Source organism: Lentzea sokolovensis (assembly GCF_033949975.1).
Taxonomy (GTDB): domain Bacteria; phylum Actinomycetota; class Actinomycetes; order Mycobacteriales; family Pseudonocardiaceae; genus Lentzea; species Lentzea sokolovensis.
Window position 1 is genome coordinate 196053 of sequence record NZ_JAXAVU010000004.1, and the last position, 23944, is coordinate 219996.

25 protein-coding genes are annotated in these 23944 nt (G+C 69.7%); 14 read left to right on the forward strand and 11 right to left on the reverse strand.

From position 1 onward, the window contains the following. Positions 1-18: 18 nt before the first annotated feature. A complete protein-coding gene (locus SK854_RS06380; protein ID WP_319974048.1) occupies positions 19-996 on the reverse strand; it encodes an NADPH:quinone reductase in 978 nt (325 codons plus the stop codon). Positions 997-1035: 39 nt separating this feature from the next. Next, positions 1036-1659, reverse strand: a complete 624-nt coding sequence (locus SK854_RS06385) for an NADPH-dependent F420 reductase (RefSeq protein ID WP_319974049.1) — start codon at positions 1657-1659, stop codon at positions 1036-1038. Between the two features lie 85 nt (positions 1660-1744). Here SK854_RS06385 and SK854_RS06390 point away from each other — a divergent pair, with 85 nt between their 5' ends. Beyond that, positions 1745-2245: a MarR family winged helix-turn-helix transcriptional regulator gene (locus SK854_RS06390; RefSeq protein WP_319974050.1), complete on the forward strand. Its 501-nt coding sequence runs from the start codon at positions 1745-1747 to the stop codon at positions 2243-2245. A 1-nt stretch (position 2246) separates the two neighbouring features. On the opposite strand, the gene SK854_RS06395 is transcribed toward SK854_RS06390, so the two are convergent. After that, positions 2247-3143 (reverse strand): LysR substrate-binding domain-containing protein, encoded by an 897-nt coding sequence (locus tag SK854_RS06395; protein ID WP_319974051.1) that lies wholly within the window; start codon positions 3141-3143, stop codon positions 2247-2249. Between the two features lie 78 nt (positions 3144-3221). Between SK854_RS06395 and SK854_RS06400 the strand changes: the two genes are divergently transcribed. From SK854_RS06400 to SK854_RS06435, 8 genes are all read left to right on the forward strand, one after another. Then, complete coding sequence (locus SK854_RS06400) at positions 3222-4436, forward strand: acetyl-CoA C-acetyltransferase (protein WP_319974052.1); 1215 nt, start codon at positions 3222-3224, stop codon at positions 4434-4436. Next, complete coding sequence (gene pcaD / locus SK854_RS06405) at positions 4436-5200, forward strand: 3-oxoadipate enol-lactonase (RefSeq protein WP_319974053.1); 765 nt, start codon at positions 4436-4438, stop codon at positions 5198-5200. Before SK854_RS06400 ends, pcaD begins: the two co-directional genes overlap by 1 nt. Continuing rightward, a complete protein-coding gene (locus tag SK854_RS06410; protein ID WP_319974054.1) occupies positions 5197-5973 on the forward strand; it encodes a CoA transferase subunit A in 777 nt (258 codons plus the stop codon). Before pcaD ends, SK854_RS06410 begins: the two co-directional genes overlap by 4 nt. Before the next feature lies 1 nt (position 5974). After that, positions 5975-6643 (forward strand): CoA transferase subunit B, encoded by a 669-nt coding sequence (locus SK854_RS06415; RefSeq protein ID WP_319974055.1) that lies wholly within the window; start codon positions 5975-5977, stop codon positions 6641-6643. A gap of 137 nt (positions 6644-6780) precedes the next feature. Continuing rightward, entirely contained in the window at positions 6781-7452 is a 672-nt protein-coding gene (locus SK854_RS06420) for an AIM24 family protein (RefSeq protein ID WP_319974056.1), read from the forward strand. A 136-nt stretch (positions 7453-7588) separates the two neighbouring features. Beyond that, positions 7589-7924 (forward strand): hypothetical protein, encoded by a 336-nt coding sequence (locus SK854_RS06425; RefSeq protein WP_319974057.1) that lies wholly within the window; start codon positions 7589-7591, stop codon positions 7922-7924. Between the two features lie 37 nt (positions 7925-7961). Further along, positions 7962-8870, forward strand: a complete 909-nt coding sequence (locus SK854_RS06430; RefSeq protein WP_319974058.1) for an ROK family protein — start codon at positions 7962-7964, stop codon at positions 8868-8870. A gap of 88 nt (positions 8871-8958) precedes the next feature. Further along, positions 8959-9729, forward strand: coding sequence for a DeoR/GlpR family DNA-binding transcription regulator (locus SK854_RS06435; protein ID WP_319974059.1), 771 nt, complete (start codon positions 8959-8961; stop codon positions 9727-9729). Positions 9730-9774: 45 nt separating this feature from the next. On the opposite strand, the gene SK854_RS06440 is transcribed toward SK854_RS06435, so the two are convergent. From SK854_RS06440 to SK854_RS06460, 5 genes are all read right to left on the reverse strand, one after another. Next, the gene (locus SK854_RS06440; protein ID WP_319974060.1) at positions 9775-10929 is read right to left on the reverse strand and encodes an ROK family transcriptional regulator; all 1155 of its coding nucleotides are present in this window, start codon (positions 10927-10929) and stop codon (positions 9775-9777) included. An 82-nt stretch (positions 10930-11011) separates the two neighbouring features. Next, positions 11012-12511: a glycoside hydrolase family 36 protein gene (locus SK854_RS06445; protein WP_319974061.1), complete on the reverse strand. Its 1500-nt coding sequence runs from the start codon at positions 12509-12511 to the stop codon at positions 11012-11014. A gap of 38 nt (positions 12512-12549) precedes the next feature. Next, complete coding sequence (locus tag SK854_RS06450; RefSeq protein WP_319974062.1) at positions 12550-13893, reverse strand: ABC transporter substrate-binding protein; 1344 nt, start codon at positions 13891-13893, stop codon at positions 12550-12552. Between the two features lie 29 nt (positions 13894-13922). Continuing rightward, positions 13923-14828 carry a carbohydrate ABC transporter permease gene (locus tag SK854_RS06455; protein WP_319974063.1) on the reverse strand — a complete coding sequence of 302 codons (906 nt, stop codon included), beginning with the start codon at positions 14826-14828 and terminating at the stop codon, positions 13923-13925. Positions 14829-14839: 11 nt separating this feature from the next. Further along, a complete protein-coding gene (locus SK854_RS06460; protein ID WP_319974064.1) occupies positions 14840-15739 on the reverse strand; it encodes a carbohydrate ABC transporter permease in 900 nt (299 codons plus the stop codon). A 152-nt stretch (positions 15740-15891) separates the two neighbouring features. Between SK854_RS06460 and SK854_RS06465 the strand changes: the two genes are divergently transcribed. The 3 genes from SK854_RS06465 to SK854_RS06475 all read left to right on the forward strand — a co-directional run bounded on the left by SK854_RS06465 (position 15892) and on the right by SK854_RS06475 (position 20472). Beyond that, a complete protein-coding gene (locus SK854_RS06465) occupies positions 15892-17859 on the forward strand; it encodes a DUF4832 domain-containing protein (protein ID WP_319974065.1) in 1968 nt (655 codons plus the stop codon). Positions 17860-17937: 78 nt separating this feature from the next. Further along, entirely contained in the window at positions 17938-19146 is a 1209-nt protein-coding gene (locus SK854_RS06470; RefSeq protein ID WP_319974066.1) for a Gfo/Idh/MocA family protein, read from the forward strand. 681 nt (positions 19147-19827) lie between these two features. Then, on the forward strand, positions 19828-20472 hold the full coding sequence (locus SK854_RS06475) for a dihydrofolate reductase family protein (protein WP_319974067.1): 645 nt from the start codon (positions 19828-19830) through the stop codon (positions 20470-20472). Between the two features lie 66 nt (positions 20473-20538). Here SK854_RS06475 and SK854_RS06480 read toward each other — a convergent pair whose 3' ends face one another. Next, a complete protein-coding gene (locus SK854_RS06480; protein WP_319974068.1) occupies positions 20539-20739 on the reverse strand; it encodes a hypothetical protein in 201 nt (66 codons plus the stop codon). 15 nt (positions 20740-20754) lie between these two features. Here SK854_RS06480 and SK854_RS06485 point away from each other — a divergent pair, with 15 nt between their 5' ends. After that, positions 20755-20898, forward strand: coding sequence for a hypothetical protein (locus SK854_RS06485; protein ID WP_319974069.1), 144 nt, complete (start codon positions 20755-20757; stop codon positions 20896-20898). Positions 20899-20907: 9 nt separating this feature from the next. On the opposite strand, the gene SK854_RS06490 is transcribed toward SK854_RS06485, so the two are convergent. Beyond that, positions 20908-21720, reverse strand: coding sequence for a glutaminyl-peptide cyclotransferase (locus tag SK854_RS06490; protein ID WP_319974070.1), 813 nt, complete (start codon positions 21718-21720; stop codon positions 20908-20910). A 139-nt stretch (positions 21721-21859) separates the two neighbouring features. Here SK854_RS06490 and SK854_RS06495 point away from each other — a divergent pair, with 139 nt between their 5' ends. Beyond that, entirely contained in the window at positions 21860-23158 is a 1299-nt protein-coding gene (locus SK854_RS06495) for a diacylglycerol/lipid kinase family protein (RefSeq protein ID WP_319974071.1), read from the forward strand. 258 nt (positions 23159-23416) lie between these two features. On the opposite strand, the gene SK854_RS06500 is transcribed toward SK854_RS06495, so the two are convergent. After that, positions 23417-23935: a hypothetical protein gene (locus SK854_RS06500; RefSeq protein WP_319974072.1), complete on the reverse strand. Its 519-nt coding sequence runs from the start codon at positions 23933-23935 to the stop codon at positions 23417-23419. Positions 23936-23944 lie beyond the last annotated feature (9 nt).

Below are 23944 nucleotides of genomic sequence, written 5' to 3' on the forward strand. Positions count from 1 at the left end.
GCCCTGCCGCCGAACCGCTCACGGGACGGTGACGAGCACGCGACCGCGACCGCCCGCGTCGACCCGCTCGTGGGCCGCCGCGATCTCGGCGAGCGGGAACAGCTGCCCGACCTTCACCCTCAGCGCGTCCATGGCGGCAGCGGCGGTGAGGTCGCGAGCCGCGGCTCGTTTCGCGGCGGCGGGGAAGTCGTCGCTGCCGAAGAGCCTGACCGTGGCGTTGGCGAACAACAGCGGCCAGAACGGGATCTCCGTGTTGTCGGTCCGGGTGCCGTAGGCGGCGATGACGCCGTCGTTCGCGATGACCGCGACATCGAGGTCCGCGTTGTCGGACAACGACACCTCGATGATCCGGTGCACGCCGTCCGGCGCGTTCGCGCGGATCTCGTCGGCCGCGGCCGGGTTGTCGAGGGCTACCGCGTGCGAGACGAACTCCGGGTCGACGAGGTCGAGGTCGCTGGTCCTGGTCACGGTTCCCAGGACGGTGGCGCCGCCCCAGCGGGCCAGTTGCGCGGCGAGGGAGCCGACGCCGCCGAGCACGCCCTGCACCAGCACGGTCCGTCCGTCGACCGGTCCGTCGGCGAACACCGTGCGGTGGGCCGTGATGCCGGGGATGCCCAGGCTCGCGGCCAGTTCGTCGCTCACGTGATCGGGCAGCGGCACGGCCATGTGCTCGGGCACGACCACGTACTGCGCGGCCGTGCCGAACGCACGGTAGGACTGCGCGCCGTAGACCCACACGCGCCGTCCGAGCCGGTTCTTGTCGACGCCGTCGCCGACCGCGTCGACCACTCCGGCGGCGTCGCTGTGCGGGACGACCCTCGGGAACGGCATCGAGGATCCCAGCCAGCCACGCCGCTTCTTCGTGTCGCCGGGGTTCACCCCGGACAGTCGCACCTCGACCCGCACCTCACCGGGGCCGGGCTCGGGATCGGGCAGCTCGCCGACGCGCAGGACCTCGGCGGCCGACCCCTGCCGGTCGTACCAGGACGCGAACATGCTTCTCCTTCAGCCGGAACGGGAAGTCGGCAGTCCTTTTCAGACGGTCGGACCGGTGAGGCGCCACCCACTCTGCCAGCTCCAGCCGTTGCGCGCGTTGAGGGTGATGTTCAGGAAGGCCAGTTCCTCCAGCGAACGGGCCATCCGCAGGCCGCCCGCGTCGATCGGCCGGAAGCCCAGCGAGGTCAGCAGGTCCGCCACGACCTGCTTGGCCGCCTCGTCGTCGCCGGCGTAGTAGCCGTCGAGCGACTGACCGCCCTCGCTCGCGTCACCCAGCCGGGAGGCGAAGACGGTGTTGAACGCCTTGACGAGCCTCACTCCCGGCGCGGCGGAGGCCAACTGCTCGGCGTGACTCGTGCCGCCGGTCGTCAGGTCGCTGTAGGTCTCGTTGATCGGGTTGGTGGCGTCGACGACGACCGCACCGGTGCCCTTGATCTCGTCCAGCACGTCGGCCGCGACGCCGGCGGGCACCGCCAGCACGATCACGTCCGCGCCCTGGGAGGCGTCTGCCGCGGACGCCGCGGACGTCCCGCCCACCTGCTCGGCGACCTTGACCGCGTTCTCCTCGTGGGCGGCGGCGACGGTGACCTGGTGTCCCGCGGCGGCGGCAGCGCCGGCGAGTCCGGATCCGACGTTGCCCGCACCGATGATCGCGACGCGCATGAGAGCCTCCTGAAATAGTTCAAGTTTGAACTTTCTGTCTCCGACACTAGGAGCGAATGGTTCAAGCGTCAAGTAAATTGGGGGTGTGACCCCGGACTCGACGAACCCGCGCTGGCTGACGGCGGAGCAACGGCTGGCCTGGCTCGACATGGTGCGCGTGCTGACCCGGCTGCCCGCGACCCTCGGCGCCCAGCTGGAACGCGACGCCGGACTGACGTTCTTCGAGTACCACGTGCTGTCGATGCTCTCCGAGATCCCCGGCCACGCCCTGCGCCTGAGCCGCCTGGCGCAGCTCACCAGTTCCTCGCTGTCACGCCTCTCGAACGTCGTGAAGCGCCTGGAGGCACGCGATCTGCTGCGCCGCGAGCCCGACCCCGCCGACGGCCGGGCCAGCCGCGCGGTCCTCACCGACGCGGGCATGGCGGCCGTCGAGCAGGCCGCTCCCGGTCACGTCACCTTGGTCCGCGAACTGGTCGTGGATCCGTTGGACGAGGCACAGCTGAGCCAGCTGCACGCCGCCCACGAACGCATCCTCGACCGGCTCGACCCCGCCTCGTCCACCCGGCCGGAGTGGCTGGAGGCCTGAGTCAGCGCGGAGTCGTCCGTTCCTGCCACCGCACCAGCAACCCGAGCGCCCTCGCGAGCACCGGCGAGTCGTCGTCAGCGCGTACGGCGGCCACGAGGTCGATGCCCTGCTTGCCTGCCAGCGGACGGTAGGTGGTGCCGGGCACGCCGAGTTCCGCCACGGGCTCCGGGACCACGGCCACGCCGAGCCCCGAGGCGACGAAGGTGACGAGGGTCGAGGTCTCCGCCACCTCGTGGCGGATCCGCGGCTCGAACCCTGCCGCGCGGCACAGGTCCGTGACGATCCCGTGCATGACCGAGCGGCCGTGGGACGCGTGCACGATCAGGTCTTCCTCGCGCAGGTCCTCGATCTTCAGCCTCTTTCGCCGCGCGAGGCGGTGGTCCTCGGGCAGCGCCACGATGAGCCGGTCGCGGCGCACCGTGGTCACCCGCACCCCGGAATTCTCGACCGGCGGGCGCAGCAGGGCGAGGTCGATGCGGCGGGCGAGCAGGGATTCGAGCTGGTCCGGTGCCAGCATCTCGCCGCGGAACACGAAGTCGACGGCCGGCAGCTCGTCCCGCAGAGCCCGGGCGAACGCGGGCAGCAGGCTGTAGGTGGCCGAGCCGACGCACCCGACGACCAGCCGGCCCTGCACGCCCTCGGCCACCCGTCGCGCCTCGGCCGCCGCGTCGTCCACCGCGGACAGCACGGCTCGCGCGCGGTCCAGGTAGACCAGCCCGGCGTCGGTGAGATCGACCTTGCGGGTGGTGCGGTGCAGCAACGTCACCCCGAGCTCGGCCTCCAGCTGCTGGATCTGCTGCGAGAGCGGTGGTTGTGCCATGTGCAGGCGTTCGGCGGCGCGCCCGAAGTGCCGTTCCTCGGCGACCGCCACGAAGTACCGCAGATGACGAAGTTCCACCGATTGATACTCGCAGAGTCTCAGTCACCGTTAAACAGGTATTTCTGGATATCACCGGACGGCCCTAGGGTCGAGGGCATGACCGACGTCGTGATCTGCGAACCCCTCCGGACCCCGGTCGGACGGTTCGGCGGGGCTCTGGCCTCGCTGAGCGCCGCCGACCTCGCCACCGCCGTGCTCACGGAACTGGTGCGCCGCACGGGGCTGCGGGAGGGCGATGTCGACGACGTCGTGCTCGGACAGAGTTACGCGAACGGCGAGTCACCGGCGATCGGCCGGGTCGCGGCGCTCGACGCGGGCCTCGGCGTCGGCGTTCCGGGCCTGCAGATCGACCGGCGCTGCGGTTCCGGGCTGCAGGCCGTCCTCTACGCGGCGGGTCAGGTCGCCACCGGTGCGGCGAAGGTCGTCGTGGCGGGTGGCGCGGAGTCGATGTCGCAGGTCGAGCACTACGCGCTGGGGCTGCGCACCGGTGTCCGCAGCGGCGGGATCCAGCTCGTCGACCGGCTCGACCGGGCCAGGGAGACGGCCGGTGGCCGGTTCCACCCGGTGCCCGGCGGCATGCTGGAGACGGCGGAGAACCTCCGCCGCGAGTACGGCATCTCGCGCGCCGAGCAGGACGAGTTCGCACTGCGGTCGCAGCAGCGCTGGGGTGCCGCCGACCAGGCGGGCAGGTTCGCCGACGAGCTCGTGCCGGTCACCGTCCCCGGCCGCCGCGGCAAGCCCGATCTGACCGTCGACCGAGACGAGCACCCTCGGCCGGACACGACGCTCGACGACCTCGCCGCGCTGCGACCGGTCCGGCTGAAGCTCGACCCGGAGTCGACGGTCACGGCGGGCAACGCGAGCGGCCAGAACGACGGTGCCGCGCTGTGCGTGGTCACGACTCGCGACGAAGCCGAGAAGCGCGGGCTGCGGCCCGTCCTCGCGCTCAGGTCGTGGGCGGTTGCCGGGGTCGGACCCGAGGTGATGGGCATCGGACCGGTGCCCGCCACGGCCGCCGCGCTCGACCGGGCCGGGCTCACCCTCGACGACCTGGACGTGATCGAGCTCAACGAGGCGTTCGCCGCCCAGGTGCTCGCGTGCCTGCGCGAGTGGAAGGTCGACGCCGCCGACGAACGGCTCAACCCCAACGGTTCCGGCATCTCGCTCGGCCACCCGGTGGGCGCGACCGGGGCACGGATCCTGGCGACGCTCGCGCACGAGATGCGCCGCCGCGGCAGCCGTTACGGCCTGGAGACGATGTGCATCGGCGGCGGCCAGGGTCTCGCCGCCGTCTTCGAGGCGGTGCGCTGATGAGCGTCGCCGAGGTCCACCACGTCGTCACGGGCAGGCCGGACGGCCCGGTCGTCGTGCTGTCCAACTCGCTGGGGTCGACGCTGGAGATGTGGGACGCCAACGTCGCCGCGCTCGAAGAGCACTTCCGGGTCGTTCGCTACGACACCCGTGGCCACGGCCGCTCCCCCGTCGTGCCCGGCCCGCACACCATCGACGCGCTCGCCGGCGACCTCGTCGTGCTGCTCAACCGGCTGGACGTGGAGAAGGCGCACCTGGCCGGGCTGTCGCTGGGCGGCATGACCGCGCTGCGCGTCGCCGCCCGCAACCCCGAACGCGTGGACCGGCTCGCGGTCCTGTGCACCAGCGCCTGCCTCGGACCGGCGGCGAACTGGACCGACCGCGCCGCCCTCGTTCGCGCTCGGGGAACAGGCGCGGTCGCCGAGGCCGTCGTCCAGCGCTGGTTCACGCCCGCGTACCAGGACCGGGCGCGGTGGGAGGCGATGGTCTCGGCCACTCCGGCGGAGGGGTACGCGGGCTGCTGCGAGGCGATCGCCGTCATGGACCAGCGCGCGGACCTCGCCGGGATCAGCGCGCCGACGCTCGCGATCGCGGGAGCGGACGACCCGGCGACACCGCCTCACCACCTCGAAGAGATCGCCACCTCCGTCCAGGACGGTCGGCTTCTCGTCGTCCCCGGAGCCGCGCACCTCGCCAACGCCGAGCAGCCGGACGTCGTCACGGCGGCGCTGATCGACCACCTCACGAAGGAGAGCCGTTCATGAGCCTGGACAAGGTGGCCGGCGGACCGGCCGAAGCCGTGGCCGGCATCCGGTCCGGCGCGAGCGTCGCGGTCGGGGGGTTCGGGCTCGCGGGCATCCCGTGGTTCCTCATCGAGGCCCTGCTGGAACAGGGCGCCGACGACCTCACGATCGTCTCCAACAACTGCGGCGTCGACGGCGCCGGTCTCGGGCTGCTGCTCGAACACCGCCGGATCAGCCGGGTCGTCGCGTCCTACGTCGGCGAGAACAAGGAGTTCGCCCGGCAGTACCTGGCGGGCGAGCTGACCGTGGAGCTCACTCCACAGGGGACACTCGCGGAACGGCTGCGCGCAGGCGGTTCGGGAGTGGGCGCCTTCTACACGCCGACCGGCGTCGGCACGCTCGTGTCCGAGGGCGGCCTGCCGTGGCGGTACCACCCGGACGGCACCGTCGCGCTCTCCTCCCCTGCCAAGGAGGTCCGCACGTTCCACGGCAAGGAGATGGTGCTGGAGGAGTCGATCGTCACCGACGTCGCGCTCGTGCGCGCCGCGATCGCCGATCGCGCGGGCAACTGCGTCTTCCACGCCGCCGCCCGCAACTTCAACCCGGCCGTCGCGATGGCGGGCCGGTTCACCGTCGTCGAGGCCGAACGCGTCGTCGAGGTCGGCGAGATCGAGCCGGACCACGTGCACCTGCCCGGTGTGTTCGTGCAGAGCGTCGTCGCGCTCACCCCGGACCAGGCCGCCCGCAAGGACATCGAGAAGCGCACCACCCGCGCCCGCCAGGAGGCGAACTGACATGGCCTGGACCCGCGACGAGATGGCCGCCCGCGCCGCGCTCGAACTGCGCGACGGCGAGTACGTCAACCTCGGCATCGGCCTGCCCACGCTGATCCCCGACCACCTGCCGGCGGACTCCACGGTGACGCTGCACGCGGAGAACGGCATCCTCGGCGTCGGCCCGTTCCCCTACGACGACGAGGTCGACCCCGACCTCATCAACGCGGGCAAGCAGACCGTCAGCGTGCTGCCGGGAGCCTCGTTCTTCGACTCCGCCACCAGTTTCGCGATGATCCGCGGCGGCCACATCGACACCGCCGTGCTCGGCGGCATGCAGGTCTCCGCGCACGGCGACCTCGCGAACTGGATGGTGCCGGGCGCGATGGTCAAGGGCATGGGCGGCGCGATGGACCTCGTCAGCGGCGCCCGGCGGATCATCGTCCTGATGGACCACGTGTCGCGCGCCGGCGACCCGAAACTGGTCTCCGCCTGCACCCTGCCGCTGACAGGACGCCGGGTCGTCTCCCGCGTCATCACCGACCTGGCCGTGCTCGACGTCGCGGACGGGGCGTTCCGCCTGGTCGAACTCGCACCCGGCAGCACGGTCGAGGACGTGGTGGCGAAGACGGGCGCGCCGGTGCTCGCCGGAGAACTCGACAGCAACTCGGCGACGCCGGCTTCAAGGTGACTCCGCCGGCGAAACGCCCTTCCGGCAGCCACTCGCCACACTCGCGGCAACTTCGCGTTCGCCGGTACTGCTGCTGCCCCGGCGCGGAGGACCACCCCACGGATGCGTGAGGTGATGATCACCTGCATCATCTGGGCATGCGCAGCTCACTGTTCAACCACGCGGAACGGCCCGTCGAGCCGGGAAGCTTCCAACTGCAGAACGAACGCATGCTCAAGGTGGACCTCACCGGCAGCGGCGGCTTCTTCTTCGCCAAGCAGGGATCGATGGTCGCCTACCAGGGCGACGTCGACTTCGCCTACGAAGGCAGCGGTGGTCTCGGCAAGCTGTTCAAGAAGGCCTTCACCGGCGAGGGCATGTCGCTGATGAAGGTGTCGGGCAGCGGCGACGTGTTCCTCGCCCAGGACGCCGACGAGATCTTCGTGCTGTACCTGGAGAACGAAGGCGTCACGGTGAACGGCAAGAACGTGCTCGCCTTCGACAGCAGCCTCAAGTGGGACATCAACCGCACCGAAGGCGCGTCGATGCTCAGCGGCGGCCTGTTCAACACCACGTTCACGGGAACGGGAGCACTCGCCGTCACCGCCTACGGCACGCCGGTCGTGCTGAACGTGGACGTGCCGACGTTCGTCGACATGCAGTCCGCCGTCCTGTGGTCCACCTCGCTGCAGTCCTCGATTCGCAAGACGGCCAAGCTCGGCGCCGTCATCGGGCGCGGCTCCGGCGAGGCGTACCAGCTCGCACTGCAGGGGCAGGGCATCGTCGTCGTGCAGGCGTCGGAAGGTCACCCCGTCCCGACCGCGCAGTAACGCCCGTGCTCGGGTGATCGTCGAACGGAAGCGGCGCCGGTGTCACCCGGCGCCGCTTCCGTTCGGCCCGTGGCCGAGATCGATGCGCCGGCGGCCTTGTGTGTGCCGAAAATCCCGTCCATGCAGGTTGAGCCGCATGGCGATGCACGTGGACGACTCCGCCCGGACGGTCCTGCCGATCTGCGCTGAAGCGTTCGATCTGAGCGGGCTGGGACCCGACCGCAAGGGTGCCGCGGCGGCGAGTGATCGGCGGGTTCGGTGCTCGCTGCAGTGCTGCTCGTACTCGTGGCTCCCGGCGGCTGTGTTCGAACCGGCCAAGCGCTACATCGCCGACCTCGACAGCTTCGCCGACCTCGCGGTCGAACTGCCGAAGTTCAACGGTCCGACCCTGCTGCTCAACGGCGAGAACAAACGTCCAGATCCCGGCCTGGGTCTCCCACGTCGCCGTCGGCCACCGATGACGTCCCCTTGATTGATAGATGTGCGTAGCTGCATAATTTACCTCTTAAATGAACATCTTCGATCAGATCGGGGACTCCGTGTCTGCGCTCGGTGTGGACGTTGGCGGCACTGCCGTCAAAGCGGTGCTGGTCGATGACGCGGGCACCGTGCTCGAGACGAGGTCACGTCCGACACCGCGGCGTGGCCCCTCGGTCGTACCGGAAGTCCTCGATGTGGTGGGCCATCTCGCGGAGGAGCTGCCAGCCGACCAGGTGGGTGTCGCGGTGCCTGGTGTTGTCGACGAGCGGCGTGGCACTGGCGTGTTCTCGGAGAACCTGGGCTGGCGTGACGTGCCCTTCGCCGACCTGCTCACCGATCGCCTCCGCCGGCCTGTCGCGTTCACCCACGACGTGCGGGCCGGCGCGCTGGCCGAGAATCGGCTCGGCGGCGGTCGTGGCGCGCGCACGATGCTGTTCCTCCCGATCGGTACGGGCATTGCCTCCGCTCTGGTGACCAACGGTCACGTGCACGATGCCGACGGGTACGCCGGCGAACTGGGTCACGTTGACGTCGGTCACGGCGAGCCATGCCTGTGCGGGGGCACCGGGTGTCTTGAGGCCGTCGCCTCCGCAGCGGCCATCGCACGCCGCTACACAGCCCTGACCGGCAGAGAGACCTCAGGCGCCGTCGACGTCGCGCGCCGGGTCGAGGCGGGCGAACCCGAGGCGGTCACCGTGTGGAAGGACGCCGTCGAGAGCCTGGTCACGGCGCTGGCCTGGACGGCAAGCGTGCTCGCCCCCGAGGTAGTGGTGGTGGGAGGTGGCCTTTCCGGCGCGAACCGCCTGCTGCTCGAACCACTCGCCAGAGGCCTGTCGGCTCGCTTGAGGTTCCAGCGCGAACCGCGGCTGGTACGCGCGGCGCTCGGCGGCCTGGCGGGCTGCCGAGGTGCGGCGCTGGCTGCGATCGTCCGTCACTGAGGAGAGCAGTGCCACTGACGCCGCTCGCCACCCACTCCGACTCATCTTGCCAGGCGTGGTGCGCAATGATGTCCGTTTGGAGGTGGCGATGAACAGGTATGAGCGGCTGAACGCGCTGTTGGAGATCCTCGGCGAGCGTGGGCGCATCGAGGTGGAGGAGATCTCGGAGCAGTTGCAGGTCTCGGCTGCGACGATCCGCCGGGACCTGGACCACCTCGCCGAACAGCAACTGCTGACCCGGACCCGTGGCGGCGCGGTGACCCACGCAGTCGCTTACAACCTCCCGATGCGCTACAAGACGGTGCGACACGCGGAGGAGAAGCAGCGGATCGCGCGGGCGGCCGCGGACATGGTGTGGCCCGGCGCGGTGGTCGGGCTGAACGGCGGAACGACGACGACCGAGGTCGCACGAACGCTGGTCATGCGGTCAGAGGGCGATGCCGTGATCACGGTGGTGACCAACGCGTTGAACATCGCCAACGAGCTTTCGGTGCGTCCTCAGGTGAAGCTCGTCGTCACGGGCGGCGTGGCGCGGGCACAGTCCTACGAGCTGATGTCCTCGTTGGCGGAGAAGATCCTCAACGACCTGAGCCTCGACATCACCTTTCTGGGCGTGGACGCGATCGACGCGGCCGCGGGCGCCTCAGCGCACCACGAAGGAGAGGCCGCGATCAACAGGCTGCTGGCCGAGCGGGCGGGCAAGGTCGTGGTCGTGGCGGACTCCTCCAAGATCGGGGCGCGGGCGTTCGCCTCGATCTGCGCGACGCCGGAGGTCGACGTGCTGATCACCGACACCGGTGCCGGCGATGACGACGTCAAACGGTTCCGTGAGCGCGGGGTTCACGTGGTGCAGGCCTGACTGGACCTCGACAGACCCGATGTTCACTGTGGACGGTCCGGCGGGTCATGAGAACTGGGGTGCGACAGGCGCGGCGAGCTGACTGCTGAGCAATGTGTTGTCGACCTGGTCCAGGGCCAGTCGCAGCGCCCCCAGTGCGACGCCTTCGTCGCTGAGCGTGGAAGCGCGCAGTTCCGGCACGCGCAGGCAGTGCTTGGCGAGTTCGCGGCGCAACGAGTCGAGGACCAGGTCCGCGGAACGGGAGAATCCGCCGCCGTACACGACTATCTGCGGGTCGAGGGTGAGCACGAGCGCGGCGACGCCGACGGCGAGGTCGCGGATGTAGCGCTGGACGGCGGTCTTCGCCGCGCTGTCGCCCTCCCGCGCGGCCTGGAACACCCAGGCCGCCGCCTCGCCGGGTTTGGCGCCCGAGGGTGCGCCGGGATAGGCCGTGAGGTGACCTGGTGCGTTGAGCCACCGCACGGCCTTGAGTGCTCCTATCTCTCCGGCGACACCGCCGTGACCGCGACGAAGGGTGCCGTCGATGATGAGGCCCGCGCCAGTGCGCAGACCGGCGAGCAGATAGACGATGTCGTCGGCGTCCTGGGCGACGCCCTTCCAGCGTTCAGCGACCGCGGCGAGCTTGCAGTCGTTCTCCACCCGGATCGGGCAGGTGAACCGCGTGCGCAGATGGGCGACGGGATCGGCCTCCCGCCACCCCGGCAACGGGGTGGAGATGATGCTGCGCCCGTTCTCGTCGACCGGGCCCGTCACTCCCACGGTGATCGCCCAGATGTCCGGGGTCGCCATACCGGCCTCGTGCAGCACGTCGTCGATGGTCTCGTCCACCGCCGCGAGCCGCTCGGCGGGACCGGCCTGCGGGTCGGCCGGGCGGCGCAGGGACTGGACCAGATTTCCCTCCAGGTCGCAGAGCATGACGAGGATCTTGTGCACGCCGATGTCGATGCCGAGCACGTGTCCGGCCTTGGCGCGGAAGCGGTAGCGCCGGGCGGGACGTCCCACCGTGCTGCTGGCCCCTGGTTCCTCGACCTCTGCCCAGCCGTCGGCCACCAGCTGTTGCACGAGCACGTCCGCCGCGGGCCGGGACAGGCCTGTCCGATTCGCGAGCTCGGTGACGGTCGAGGGCGGGGTGCCGCGCAGGGCCCACAGGACGGACAGTTGGTTCATCTCCCGCATCCGGGAGAGGTCTGTTCCGCTCATCGCCATGCTGTGCCCCTCTGGAAAGCGCGTACCACCACTGAATAATGCTACGCAGTTTACTAAGTCCGGTCGCGCGCCGGGCTCAAGCGATCGGATACGCCTGCCCCGCGCCGGGGTCGACCGCCGGGGCGAAGTCGACCTCGCGCCCGTCGAGCGAGAATCGGTAGCGACCCAGCTTGCGGATGTCGGGCCGGTGGTCGAGGTACCGGGTCATCGCCTCCAGCTCGTCCGGGCGCAGCCAGCCGGGTGGATCCGAGATCGCGCGGAAGCCGCAGATGTCGGCGAGGTCGCGCAACCAGCTCTGTTGCCGGTCGGTGAGCAGGTTGAAGCGGCTGCGGAAGTACACGACGTCCGGGTCGACTTCGAGCACGGGGGCGTGCCACAGGCGGTGCAGGGTGTTGACGACGGCGTTGCGGGCGAGAGCGTCGGAGGGGTCCTGGGTGGCGTAGTGGTCCCACATCGGGGCCACGTCGGGGCCGCTGCGCAGTCCGTCGACCAGGCCGAGCGAGGGCAACAGCGGCGCGCCACTGCCCAGCAGGTAGGCGTCGTCCCCAGCCGCTTCCCGGATGGCGCGCAGGCCGGTCTGGTACGCCTCCTCGCGGTCCACGTCGCCGAAGCGGGACCCCGGCGTGGTGCCGGCCTGGAGGAAGTCGAGCTTGAGGTAGGTGAACCCCCACTCGTGGGTGACGCGGTGGATGGTCTCTTTCAGGTGTTCCTGCGCCGGACGCAGGGTGAGGTCGAGCGTCCAGTACCCGGTCCCCCAGTTGTGGCCCGCGACGACCGGCGCTCCGCCGGCGTCGCGCAGCAGGAGTTCCGGTCGCTTGCGCGCGGTCTGGGAGTCGGGGTGGACGATGAACGGCGCGAGCCACAGACCCGGGCGCAGCCCCGCGTCCGTGATCCGGTCGGCCAGTGCGCGCATCCCGGCGGGGAACTTGCGGTTGGCGTGCCAGTCACCCACCCGCTCCTCCCAGCCGTCATCGATCTGGGCCACGTCGAAGGGCAGTCCCCGCAAGGAGTTGATGTCCTTGGCGAGCTGATCCTCGGTGATGTCCTCGTAGTAGGCGTACCAGCTGCACCACACGTTGCCGGCCCGTTTGGCGCTGTGCCCGAGGCGTGCGCCGAGTTGCTCCGCGTAGGCGGCGAAGACCTCGTCCTCGTCGCCGTAGGCGAGGAACCACGGGGCCCCGCCGGATTCGTACCAGCCGACGAGGGTGTCCTGGTCGGCGGCGAGCCGGGGTACGCCCAAACCCAGTGCTCCCAGCAGAAGCACGCGCCCGTCAGGTCCCTCCAGGGCAGCGACCGCGGACGAGTGATGGCGACTGGGGTCGTCCCAAGTGGTGTCGTCCGCCGTGAGGCGACGCTCCGCGCTGGCGATGCGCAGAGGAGCGTCGGAGAGACGGCGCCATCCGCAGGGACTCCAGGAGTTGTGTCCGTGCCGGTAGAACAACGCGTCGCCGAGTCCGTGCAGGAGCGCGACTCGCCCCGGTGGCAGCAGCAGCCCTCCGTTGACGAGCCGCGGAATGGCGCTGCCTTCGAGCTCGGCGCCGAACGTGCGGCCGCCGACGGTCAGGAATTGGGCCATGGGTGTCCTCGCGTGAGACGGGCAGACGGGCGTACCGGCTACTTGAAGAGGGCGTTGACCTTGTCGTTCGCTTCCCTCAACGCCTGATCTGCCTTGGCGTCGCCGAGGATGACGGACTGGATGGCGTCCTGGACGATCGGATTGAGCTCGGTGCCGTGTTCCGTGACGGGCAGCAGGAAGGTGTCCTTCTTCGCGGCGCCGGTGAAGGCGTGCACGTCCCGGCCCGCGGCCTGGTGCGCGGCGTCCACCTTCTGGCTGGCGGCGGTGATGGCCGGGAAGACCACGGCGCGCTGGGCGACGCGGTCCTGGCAGTCGGACGAGCCCAGGAACCTGACCCACTTCCAGGCCTGTTCCGGATGCTCGCTACCGGCCCAGATGGCGTCGGACAGGCCGTTGATGGAGCTCTTGCGTCCCGACGGTCCGGCAGGCAGAGGCGTGAAGGCGAACTTCTGCTTCACCTTCGGGTCGGTGAAGGTGAGGATCGTCCACGAGCCGGCGATCGACATCGCGCCCTTGCCCGCGATGAGCAGCTCGGAGTTGGCGACGCTGGACTGCTTGTCGAGACGGGGCGCGTACCCCTTGTCGATGAGGCGCTTGAACCAGTTGATGGTCTCGGCGAGTTTGGGGTCGTCGTAGTTGTAGTGGGTGCCCCAGGGGTTCTTGTCGAGGTAGGTGAACCCGTTGGCAGCGGCGAAGATGGCCCAGCCGTTCTGCCCGTTGGCGCCGTCGGCCCACTCGGGCAGGAACCCGTAGACCTGGACGCTGTTCTTGTCGAAGGCGGGGTCGAGACCGTTGCGGCCGTTGGCGTCGACCGTGGCCTTGGCGATCACCTGCTCGAACGTGCCGCCGTCGGCCGGGTTCCAGGTGAGGTCCTCCAGCTGCGCGGGGGCAACACCCTGCTTGCCGAGCGCATCGGTGTTGACCACCAGCGCCATCGTGTCCCAGTCCTTCGGCAACCCGTAACGCTTGCCGTCCTTGACCCACACCTCGCTCAGGCCCGGCTGGTAGGCGGCGAGGTCGACCTTGTCGCGCTGGACGAAGGGTTCCACGTCCAGGAGCTGGTTCTGGCTGGCGAACTGCGGGTAGTAGGTGCTCTGGTTGGTCCACACGTCGGGCGCGTCGCCCGAAGCGAGCTGGGTGGTGAGGTTCTGCCAGTACTGGGCCCAGGCCGTCTGGGTGATCTTGACGGTGATGTCCGGGTTCTCGGCGTGGAAGGCGTCCGCGCAGTCCTGGTAGGCGGGCAGTTGCCGGTCGTCCCACAGCCAGTAGTCCAGTGTCGTCGCACCATCGGCACCGTCGCCGGTGCTCGCGCAGGCGGCGAGAGGGGCGGTGAGGGCCAGGCTCAGCAGGAGGGCGCCGGTGCGCCGTCGTGTGGATCGCATGGTGGGTCTACCTCTCGGATCGGGCCGGCTCACTTGATGCCGGTGAAGTTGAGGGACTCGACCAGGCGGCGGCCGAGGAAGATCAGCAGTACGAGCACCGGCAGCACGGTCAGCGTCGAACCGGCCATCAGCCCGGTCCAGTCGGGCTGGGTGTTGGGCGACTGCTGCTGGAAGATGCCGAGCGCGACGGTCAGCACCCTGGTCTTCTCGTCACGGCCGGTCAGCAGCGGCCACAGGAAGTCCTTCCAGGACCACACCGCGGTCGTCAGCCCGATGGTGAGCAACGGACCGCGGCTCATCGGCAGCACCACGCGCCAGAACATGCCCCAGCCGCCCACACCGTCCAATGTGGCCGCTTCTTCGATCTCGCGGGGAATCGACAGGAAGAACTGGCGCAGGAAGAACACGGCGAACGGGGTCATGAGCACGCTCGGGGCGACCATGCCCGCGAAGGTGTTCAGCCAGCCGAGGTTCTTCACGAGCACGAAGTTGGGCAGCAGGGTGAAGATCGGCGGAACCATGAGCGCGGCGATCAGCACACCGAAGACCAGGTCCCTGCCGGGAAACCGGAGCCGGGCGAAGGCGTATCCGGCCATCGCGCAGCACTGCGTCTGCACGATCGTGATCAGTCCGCAGTAGACGAACGAATTGAGCAGGTAGCGCAGGAAGTCGACCTTGGCACCGGAACCACCGGCCGCCCGCGCCTCCTGCTGACTCGTCAGTCCGAGCACCCGCAGAAAATTGATCATCGTCGGGTTCTCCGGCAGCAGGCCGACCCCGTCCGAGTACAGGTCGGCCGCGGGCGTGAGTGCGGTGCGCACCATCCAGTAGAACGGGAAGATCGTCGCCACCGCGGCCACGGCCAGCAACGTCCAGGCTGCGATCCGGCCCAGCGGGATCTGACCCAGCGGCATCCGGGTGCGGACGGGTGTCATGGGCACTCTCCTCATGCCAGGTCCGAGCGGGAGGCGCGCAGGAGCCGCATCTGCACGGCGGTCAGCACCCCGAGCAGCAGAGCGAGCACCACGGCGATCGCGGAGGCGTAACCCATGCGGAAGTTCGTGAACGCCTGTTCGTAGATGTAGAAGTAGATGACTCTGGTGGCACCGACCGGTCCGCCCTTGGTGGTCACCGCGATGGTGTCGAAGATCTGGAACGAGCCGATCAGGGAGACCACCAGCACCAGGGCCAGAACAGGGCGCAGCAGCGGCAGGGTGATGCGGGTGAACATCCGCCACTCGCCGGCACCGTCCAAAGAGGCGCTCTCGTACAGGTATCGGGGGATCTGCAGCATGCCCGCGTAGAGCAGCAGAGCCGTGTAACCGGCGTAGGCCCAGGTGTTGATGCCCGCGACGGTCGGCATCGCCCACGTCGGCGAGGTGAGGAAGCCGGTGGTGCTCAACCCCACCGCGCGCAGGACGTGGTTGACGAAGCCGATGTTGGCGTCGAGCATCCACATCCACAGCAGACCCACGGTGACGTTGGGTACCAGCCAGGGCACCAGCAGCATCGCGCGTATCGCCACCGACTGGGTCAGGCGGTGCATCAACGTGGCCAGGGCGAGTGCCAGCACGGTCTGCGAAACGATGTTCAGCACGACGTAGTAGCCGGTGACCTTGAGCGCGTTCCAGAACTTGTCGTCGTCCACGAGGTCGCGGTAGTTCTCCGCTCCGACGAGGTTCGGTGCCGCCAGCATGCCGTAGTCGGTGAGCGAGTAGTAGACGCCCAGCACCGTCGGGTACGCGTAGAACAGCACGAAGCCCACCAGCACCGGCGCCAGGAACAGCCACGCCACCTTGCGGTCGTCGCGTCGCCGCGGCGGTGCAGCAGTCTTGCCGGCGCCCATGGACACGCCTCCGCATCAGGGACCTTCGCGCCTCACTCTTGCCAGTGGGGTGCTGTTGCTACATATTGATGAGGAATAGTGAAACTTTGTCAATCCTCAAGCGGAACTATTTGGGACCCTGCAGCTCTCCTCATCCCCCTGGAGGTCGCACCATGCCCACAGCCACGCCCAGACGCCGGAGGTTGGTGGCCGCACTGTGCGCCGCGGCTGTCGCCCTGCTCCCCGCCGCGATGCCCGGACTCACTCAGGCCGCGGACGTGTCCGCACAGGGCGTTCCGGACCGCCCGGCTCCCGGCCCGGCCCCGGATCCCAGCCTGCCCGCCCACGCCCTCGCCACCGCCGACGCGCCGCTGGACAACCCGCTCAAGGGGTTCGCCCGCTTCCTCCAGCCGGGCACCGACCCGAACGCCGGCTACCCGCTCTCGTTGACATGGGCCTACTTCGGCCTGTCCGAGGTCATGACGGATCCGAACAACTGCTCCAGCTACAACTGGAGCATCGTGGACAACGCGCTCAACACCATCGCGGCGGCCGGCAACCACGCGGCGATCCGCCTGTACATGGAGTATCCCGGCGGCGGCACGGGCACCCATCCCGGCAACGCCATCCCGGCGTGCTTCAACGGGCAGGTCGCCATGCGGCACAACGCCTACTGGGACGTGACGAGTCCGGACTACGACAACCCGTTCCTGATGACCGGGCTCAAGAACTTCATCACCGCGTTCGGCGCGCGCTACGACGGCGACCCCCGGCTCGGTTACATCCACTTAGGACTGATCGGCCTGTGGGGTGAGTGGCACACCTGGCCCTACGACACCGACACCTCGGGCGACACCTATCCCAACTACATGCCCACCGACGCGAACGCCGCCGACATCCTCAACACCTACAACCGCGCGTTCACGCGCACCAGGCTCGAACTGCGCTACGCGGACAACGCGGGCGGTGCCGCCAACACCCTGCCTCGCATCGGCTATCACGACGACTCCTTCTGCTACCGCGAAGGCGGTCAGGGCGTGACACTCCCGATCTCCATGGGCGGCGCACCCTGGGCCCAGTTGCAGAAGGCACTGGAACGCGGCGTGGAGAACCGGTGGATCACGGCCTCCATGGGCGGTGAGGTCCGCCCCGAGATCCAGTCCGTCGCGTTCGCCAACTGGCCGGGGGGCTCCGGTCCCGTCGACAACATGAAGGCGTGCATCGAGCTCGAGCACACCACGTGGAAGATCAACGAACGCAGTCTGGAGTACTCCCCCACCGACCCCAACGTGGCCGCGGCCGTCCGGTTGATGGGCTACAACCTCACCGTCCGCAACGCCTACTTCCACAACACCGCGCAAGGCACCACGAAGGTGGGCGTGCAGATCGACAACACCGGCGTGGCCCCGTTCTACTACCCCTGGACCGTCAGCCTCGGCCTGAAGGACCCGGCCGGCAACGTGGTCAGGACGTGGGACACCTCCTGGGACCTGCGGCAGGTTCAGCCCACCCGCATCCGCGCCTTCCCCGACTGGGGGGTCGGCGCCGACCCCACGTACCGGGACTTCGGCTACGCCCGGTACTTCGACGCCCCGGTTGATCTGTCCGGTGTGAACACCGGCGACTACCGGCTCGTCCTGAAAGCCAAGAACCCGTTGGAGACGATCAACGCCAACGCCAAGAAACTGCGCTTCGCCAACGCGGGCCAGAACGCCGACGGATGGCTCGACCTCGGCGGGATGAGCGTCGGCGCCGGCCAGTCCGCGGGAAGCTACGAGGCCGAAACCGCGGGCAACACCCTTGCGGGCGGCGCCACCACCAGCGCGTGCGGCGGATGTTCCGGCGGCAGCAAGGTCGGCTACCTCGGCAACGGCGGCACCCTCAGGTTCAACAACGTCGACGGCGGTACCGGTGGGACGCGCACCGTGACGCTGCACTACGCCACCCAGGTGGCCCGCAGCGCCAGGATCCAGGCCAACGCTCTGGCGCCCCAGACCGTCAGCTTCCAGCCCACCCCTGACTGGGTCACGCCGAGAACCACCACCGTGACCCTGAACCTGCGCGCCGGGCAGGGGAACACCGTCACCATCTCGAATCCCTCCGGCTGGGCGCCGGACATCGACAAGATCACCGTGAGCTGAACAGGGGCGGCCCGAGGCCGTCTGAGCCTCGGGCCGCCTTTCACACTCCACCATCAGCGCCGTGCGGAAGGCTTTCCCATGACCACCAACACCCACCGCGATCTCCGTCTCGGCGTCCTCGGCTACGGGCTTCGCGGTTCGATCGCCCACACCGCCCACCGTCCTGGCGCGGGCAGCCGAGTCGTCGCACTCGCCGAGCACGACGCGGTCGCGCGGGCGGAAGCGGGCAAGGCCTTCCCCGCTGCGCTGATCACCGCCGACCACCGGGAAGTCATCGAGTCCCCGGACGTGGACGCGGTGGTGGTCCTCACCCCCGACCACACCCACGCCGATCTCGCGTGCCAGGCCCTCAAAGCGGGCAAGCCGGTCTTCGTCGAGAAACCCCTGGACATCTCGATCGAGCGGTGCGACGAACTGCTGCGCACTGCTTACGAGACGGGCAGCCGCCTCTACGTAGGGCACAACATGCGGCACATGCCGGTGGTCCGCCTGATGCGCGACATCATCACGCGAGGTGAGATCGGCCAGGTCAAAACGGTGTGGGTACGGCACTTCGTCGGCTCCGGAGGTGACTACTACTTCAAGGACTGGCACGCCGAACGCCGTTACACCAACGGACTGCTGCTGCAGAAGGCCAGCCACGACCTCGACGTCCTGCACTGGCTCGCGAACGGCTACACCCGGCAGGTGCAGGCTTTCGGCGACCTGATGGTCTACGGCGACAACCCGCACCGGCGTCTCCCCGGCGAGCCCAAGCACGCCGACTGGCACGAGAACGCCAACTGGCCACCGCACGCCCAGCGCGGACTGAACCCCGTCATCGACGTCGAGGACGTGTCGCTGGTCAACCTGCGCCTCGGCAACGGAGTGCTCGCCGCCTACCAGCAGTGCCATTTCACCCCGGACTACTGGCGCAACTACACCGTCATCGGTGACGCCGGCCGCCTCGAGAACTTCGGCGACGGGCCCGGCGCGGTGGTGAAGGTGTGGAACTCCCGCAGCCCCTCCTACAACGATCAGGCCGACGCCCAGTACCACGTGCCGAGCGCCGACGGCGACGACGGACACGGTGGCGCCGATCCGCTTCTCGTAGACGAATTCCTGCGTTTCGTGCGGGAAGGCGGCATCACGGACACCTCACCCGTTGCCGCGCGCATGGCCGTCGCTGCCGGCGTGCGGGCCACCGAGTCCCTTCGCGCTGGAGGTGTCCCGCACGAGGTGCAGGGCCTCGCCCCCGAGTTGGTGTCGTACTTCGAGAACGGGCAGGACGCGTCGGCGCGGTTGTAGCGCGCGTGGTCTCGGCGCGCAGCAGGATCTCGCGGTCGGCGGAATCTTCACGATGTCGATGTCGATGTCGATGCCGGCGACAGCGAGAACAGAGTCGAACGACGCGATCACCTGGAGGCACCTGCGAATCCACCGTGTCCCGTCCCCGTCCAACTGACTCTCCGCACTGCGGGGCTCGGGCCAGAAGGCGAGAGCGGGACGGGTTCACTCACCCGTCCCGCTCTCGCGGATCAAGCTGTCGCCGCAGGCAGGACACGGTTTCGAGCCCGTCCTGTCCTGCCTGCCACCGCCGGCGCTCATGGGACACCTGGACAGTCGCACAGCGTTGACCAATGCCTGGATGAGGCGTGTATTTGGTGAGCAAGGTCGTCCTTCAGCCGCTCCCGCTCTTCGCCGTCCCCAGCGTCACGACCGGCCCGGCAGACGAACGTTCTGCACCGGATGGCCGCTGCCGACCGCCGCGGCCGAGTCGCAGACCGCCACGTCATCGCGGTACTGGCATGGGACGTGACCACCCCGGCTCAGCCTCCGCGAACACGACGGCCTCCTGATCCCCCGCACGGCGTCATCAAGCTGCCGGGAGGCAGCGGATCCAGCGCGGGAGCATGATCTTCCGGCCGGGACCGATGAGTTCTCGCGGCCCCCGTGGTCATCACGTCGACCAAGAACGGAAGGAAGCCCATGACCCAGCTGGTGAAGGTCCAGAACTTCGTCGTGTCGCAGGACGGGTTCGGTGCCGGTGAGGACCAGACCCTCGACCGGCCGTTCGGCCACGCCGATCCCGGGACCATGTTCGCGTGGGCGGGTGCCACGGCGAGCTGGCCCAACCGCACCGACCCCGGTGGCACCCGCGGCCTCGACGACTACCTGACCCGCGACTTCGCGCACAACATCGGCGCGGAGATCATGGGCGCCGGCAAGTTCAGCCCGCACCGCGGCCCGTGGCAGAACCACGACTGGCAGGGCTGGTGGGGCGACGAACCGCCGTTCCACACCCCGGTCTTCGTGCTGACGCACCACGAACGGCCGTCGTTCACGCTCTCCGACACGACGTTCCACTTCGTCAACGGCGCCCCGGCCCACGCCCTCGCGCTCGCGAAGGAGGCCGCGCAGGGCAAGGACGTCCGGATCGGCGGCGGCGCCACCACCATCCGCGCGTTCCTCGACGCCGACCTGATCGACACGTTGCACGTCGCGGTGTCGCCGGTCGAACTCGGACACGGGGTGCCGCTGTGGAAGTCGCCCGACGAGCTGCTCGACCGGTTCCACGTCGACGTCGTGCCGAGTTCCAGCGGCGTGACGCACCACCTGTTCTGGCGGAAGTGACGTCCGGCTACCGCTCGGCGGCCGTACGTTGCCGCGGCCGTCGGGGCGTGGCGTTGTCGAGGAGGATCAGCGCGTCGTGGTCGGGACTGCCGGGTTCCGCCGTGTAGACGCCGATGCGCCGGCCGGGCGGGGTTCGCGGCCGGTGACCTCGTAGCGTTCCCGCAGGCCGGCGAAGTCGGGGCTCTTCAGGAGCAGTTCGCCGACGAGGTTGGTGAGGTCCGGAGCGGTGCCGGCGACGGCGCGCAGACGGCGCGTTCGAGACCTCACTGACCAAGCTGGGACTTGGGCACCACAGCCCGCGACTACGCGAAGTCCTGCCGTGGCGCCAAGTTCGCCGACGGACTGGCGGTCAAGGGCGAAGAGGTCGGCAGAGCGGACGACGCGGTCAGCTCCTGGCTGCGGCAGCTCGGCCTCCTCACGTCCTGACCCCAGGGATCACGTCCGAGGCAGCAGCCCGATCCGGTAGCGGTGGTGGTAGTGCCTGCCGGTGAGCCACAACTCCCCCGCCGCGCCCGGCACCGCCGCGATGCCGCCGATCACCTGGTTCCGGCCCGTCGGCACCTCGGCGACGGTGACGGCGGTGAGGTCGGCGTCCGCGGTGACGGTGCCCGAGGCGAGGTCCACGCGGATCATCCAGTCCGTGCCGTCGACGGCCGCCCACACCTGCGGGCGGCCGTCGACGCTCGTGCAGTGGAGTTCGCCCAGCCGTGCGGCCCCCCACTCGCGGGCGTCGATGCGAAGTTCGCGGATCAACTCGGCGGTGTCGTGGTCTCGCAGCAGCAGCGTGGTGGTGCCGTCGGACTGCACGAGGTGCGTTCCGTCGTAACACAGTCCCCAGGCCTCGTCGGTGATCGTGGCCCGGCGTCGTTCCGCCAGTGAGCGCGGATCCAGCAGGACGGCGGAGTGCCACAGACCGGCCGGTGTCAGCGCGGTTCCGCTGCCCGGCGACACGGTCCGCTGCGCCTGGACCTCTCCGGTGGCGGGTGCCACCGCGCGGATCACCGGGCCCGTGTTCTCCACCAGCAGATCGCCGACCAGTTCCAGGCCCCGCGCGTCGGCCCGGTCGGTGGGGACGCGCGCGAGGACCTGCGCGCGGAAGTGACGCGAGACGGACTTCGTGGCTATCGGCACGGGACTGGCGGTCGTCGAGGTGACCTGGGCGACGGGCTGGGGAGCCGCGCAGGCGGTGAGAGCCAGCAGCGCCGCGGCCGCCGAGCAGAGGACTTTGTTGACGCACAACGGTTTCACCGCACTGATCGTCGTGACGCACTGACGGTGGCGCTTCCGCCGTCGTGGGTGAGTCCGCCGGCCCGTTCATCCGCGAGGGGTGAGGCCGCCCGCGCCGTGCACGGCCACGCTGGAGAGACATTCCACTGTGGAGGTTGCCGTGACCGATGTGACAACGCCGGAACAACGCTGGGCGGCCCGCCTCGCGTTCCTGGCCGCGGGAACGGCCGTCGTGGTCGTGCTGGTGGCGGCCGGGGTGCGTGCCGGCGTGGGGCTGGTGCTGGTCGGTGCGACGGGGACGGCGCTCGCGCTGGCGGGCGCCTGGTGGTTCCTCGCCCATCGCGGTCTCGTGCGGTGGCTGGCCGGGGTGCTCGTGGTGTTCGTGCCGCTGATCGTGGTCGTTCTGTACGTCCAGGCCCGCTTGGCGTGGGTGGTCGTGGTGTGCGCTCTGCTCTGGTTCGTCGCGGTGGCTTGCGGACGGCGCGCGCTCTCCGCGAACGGCGGGGCGGGCGGGCCGGTCGAGTTCGAGGTGCCACGGCCCCGGCGGCCGTACCTGATCATGAACCCCAGGTCCGGCGACGGGAAGGTCGGCCGGTTCGGACTGCCCGACCTGGCCAGAGTGCTCGGCGCGGAGGTCTGCGTGCTCGACGGCTCGCAGGACGTCGCCGCGCTCGCCCGGCAGGCTCTGGACGACGGCGCCGACCTGCTCGGGGTGGCCGGAGGTGATGGCACGCAAGCGATCGTGGCCGGCATCGCGGCGGACCGCGGGGTGCCGTTCATGGTCATCTCGGCGGGCACGCGCAACCACTTCGCGCTGGACCTCGGGCTGGATCGCGACGATCCCCGCCGCTGCCTCGACGCGCTCACCGACGGCGTCGAGATGCGGGTCGACCTCTGCGTGGCCGGGGACCGCACCTTCGTCAACAACGCGTCGTTCGGCGCGTACGCCGAGGTGGTGCGGAGTCCCGCCTACCGCGAAGGCAAGAGGCGGACGACGCTGAACCTGTTGCCCGGCCTGCTGATCGGGCCGCGGTCGGCGGCGCTGCGGGTGCTGGCAGGCGAGGACCGGCTGGACGGGCCGCAGGCGGTGCTGGTCAGCAACAACCCCTACGGGTCGAGCGATCTGGCCGGCCTGGGGCGGAGGCCGCGACTGGACGGCGGTGTGCTGGGCGTGCTCGCGGTGACGGTGCGCGACGCGGCGGAAGCCGCCGGCCTGTTGCGCGGCCGGCGGCGGTCGGACGCCGTGGTCCTGCGGACCGCGGCGGAGGTCGTCATCACGGCGGACACCCCGTTGCTGCCGGTCGGCGTGGACGGCGAGGCGGTCATGATGACGACTCCCGTGCGGTGCGTGGTCAGGCCGGGGGCGCTGCGGGTACGGGTGCCACGCCACCGGCCCGGAGTCCCGCGGGCACGGCCGGAACTCGACTGGACGCGCCTGCGCAAGCTGGCCCTGTCCTGAGCGATCGGCCGGTGGCGTCCGCGAGTACCAGCAGACGGGAGCATCGTGGTGCCGCCCCCACATTTCGTACTGGTCGTACGGGGTGTGGGGGCGGCACCACGAAGCGTGGATCACCTCGCCAACGGTCAGAGAAGCGCCGATCAGCGGCGCCGGACTACCCGGCGTGCCCTGAACATTCCTGGAGCTCCTCCGCTTCGCCGCACCATGCGTCGTGCGGTGCGGCGGGCCACGCGGCGTGAACCGAACATGTCTGCCTCCTCAACGGGTCGATCCTGCTGTTTCGAGGTCGTGCAGTTCCTGTGCCTCCTCCGCACTCACCAGCCCGATCGCGATCAGGTCGAGCGGGCTGATGAAGCCGTCGGAGACGCGGAACCCCTGAGCGCGGGCGACGGCGTCGCGCAGTGGCACGGCCCAGTGGTGCTCGATGAGCAGCAACGCCGCCGCGCTGTCGTTGGGAATCTCGGCGAGCACGTCCCACGCGTCCGCGTCGCTGAACGGGTGGACGCCTCCTTTCTCCCGCGCCGACTCGGCTCCCACCTCCGCACCGAGGCCGAGCAGCGCGCTGATCTTGCTGCCCAGCTCGACCTCCTCGGCGGGCGAGAGGTTGCTCAGGTGCTCGACCGCGATGGCGCCCTTGGGGTCCTTGTGGACGGCCAGGGCGTCGATCACGCGGATGGTGTCGGTCCTGCGGAGTTTCTCCAGTTCGGCGATCACCTCACCGCGGAAGTCCGGGTGGGTGAAGCCCAGCACGATCAGTTGGATCGGCCCGATGGCCATACGACTTCT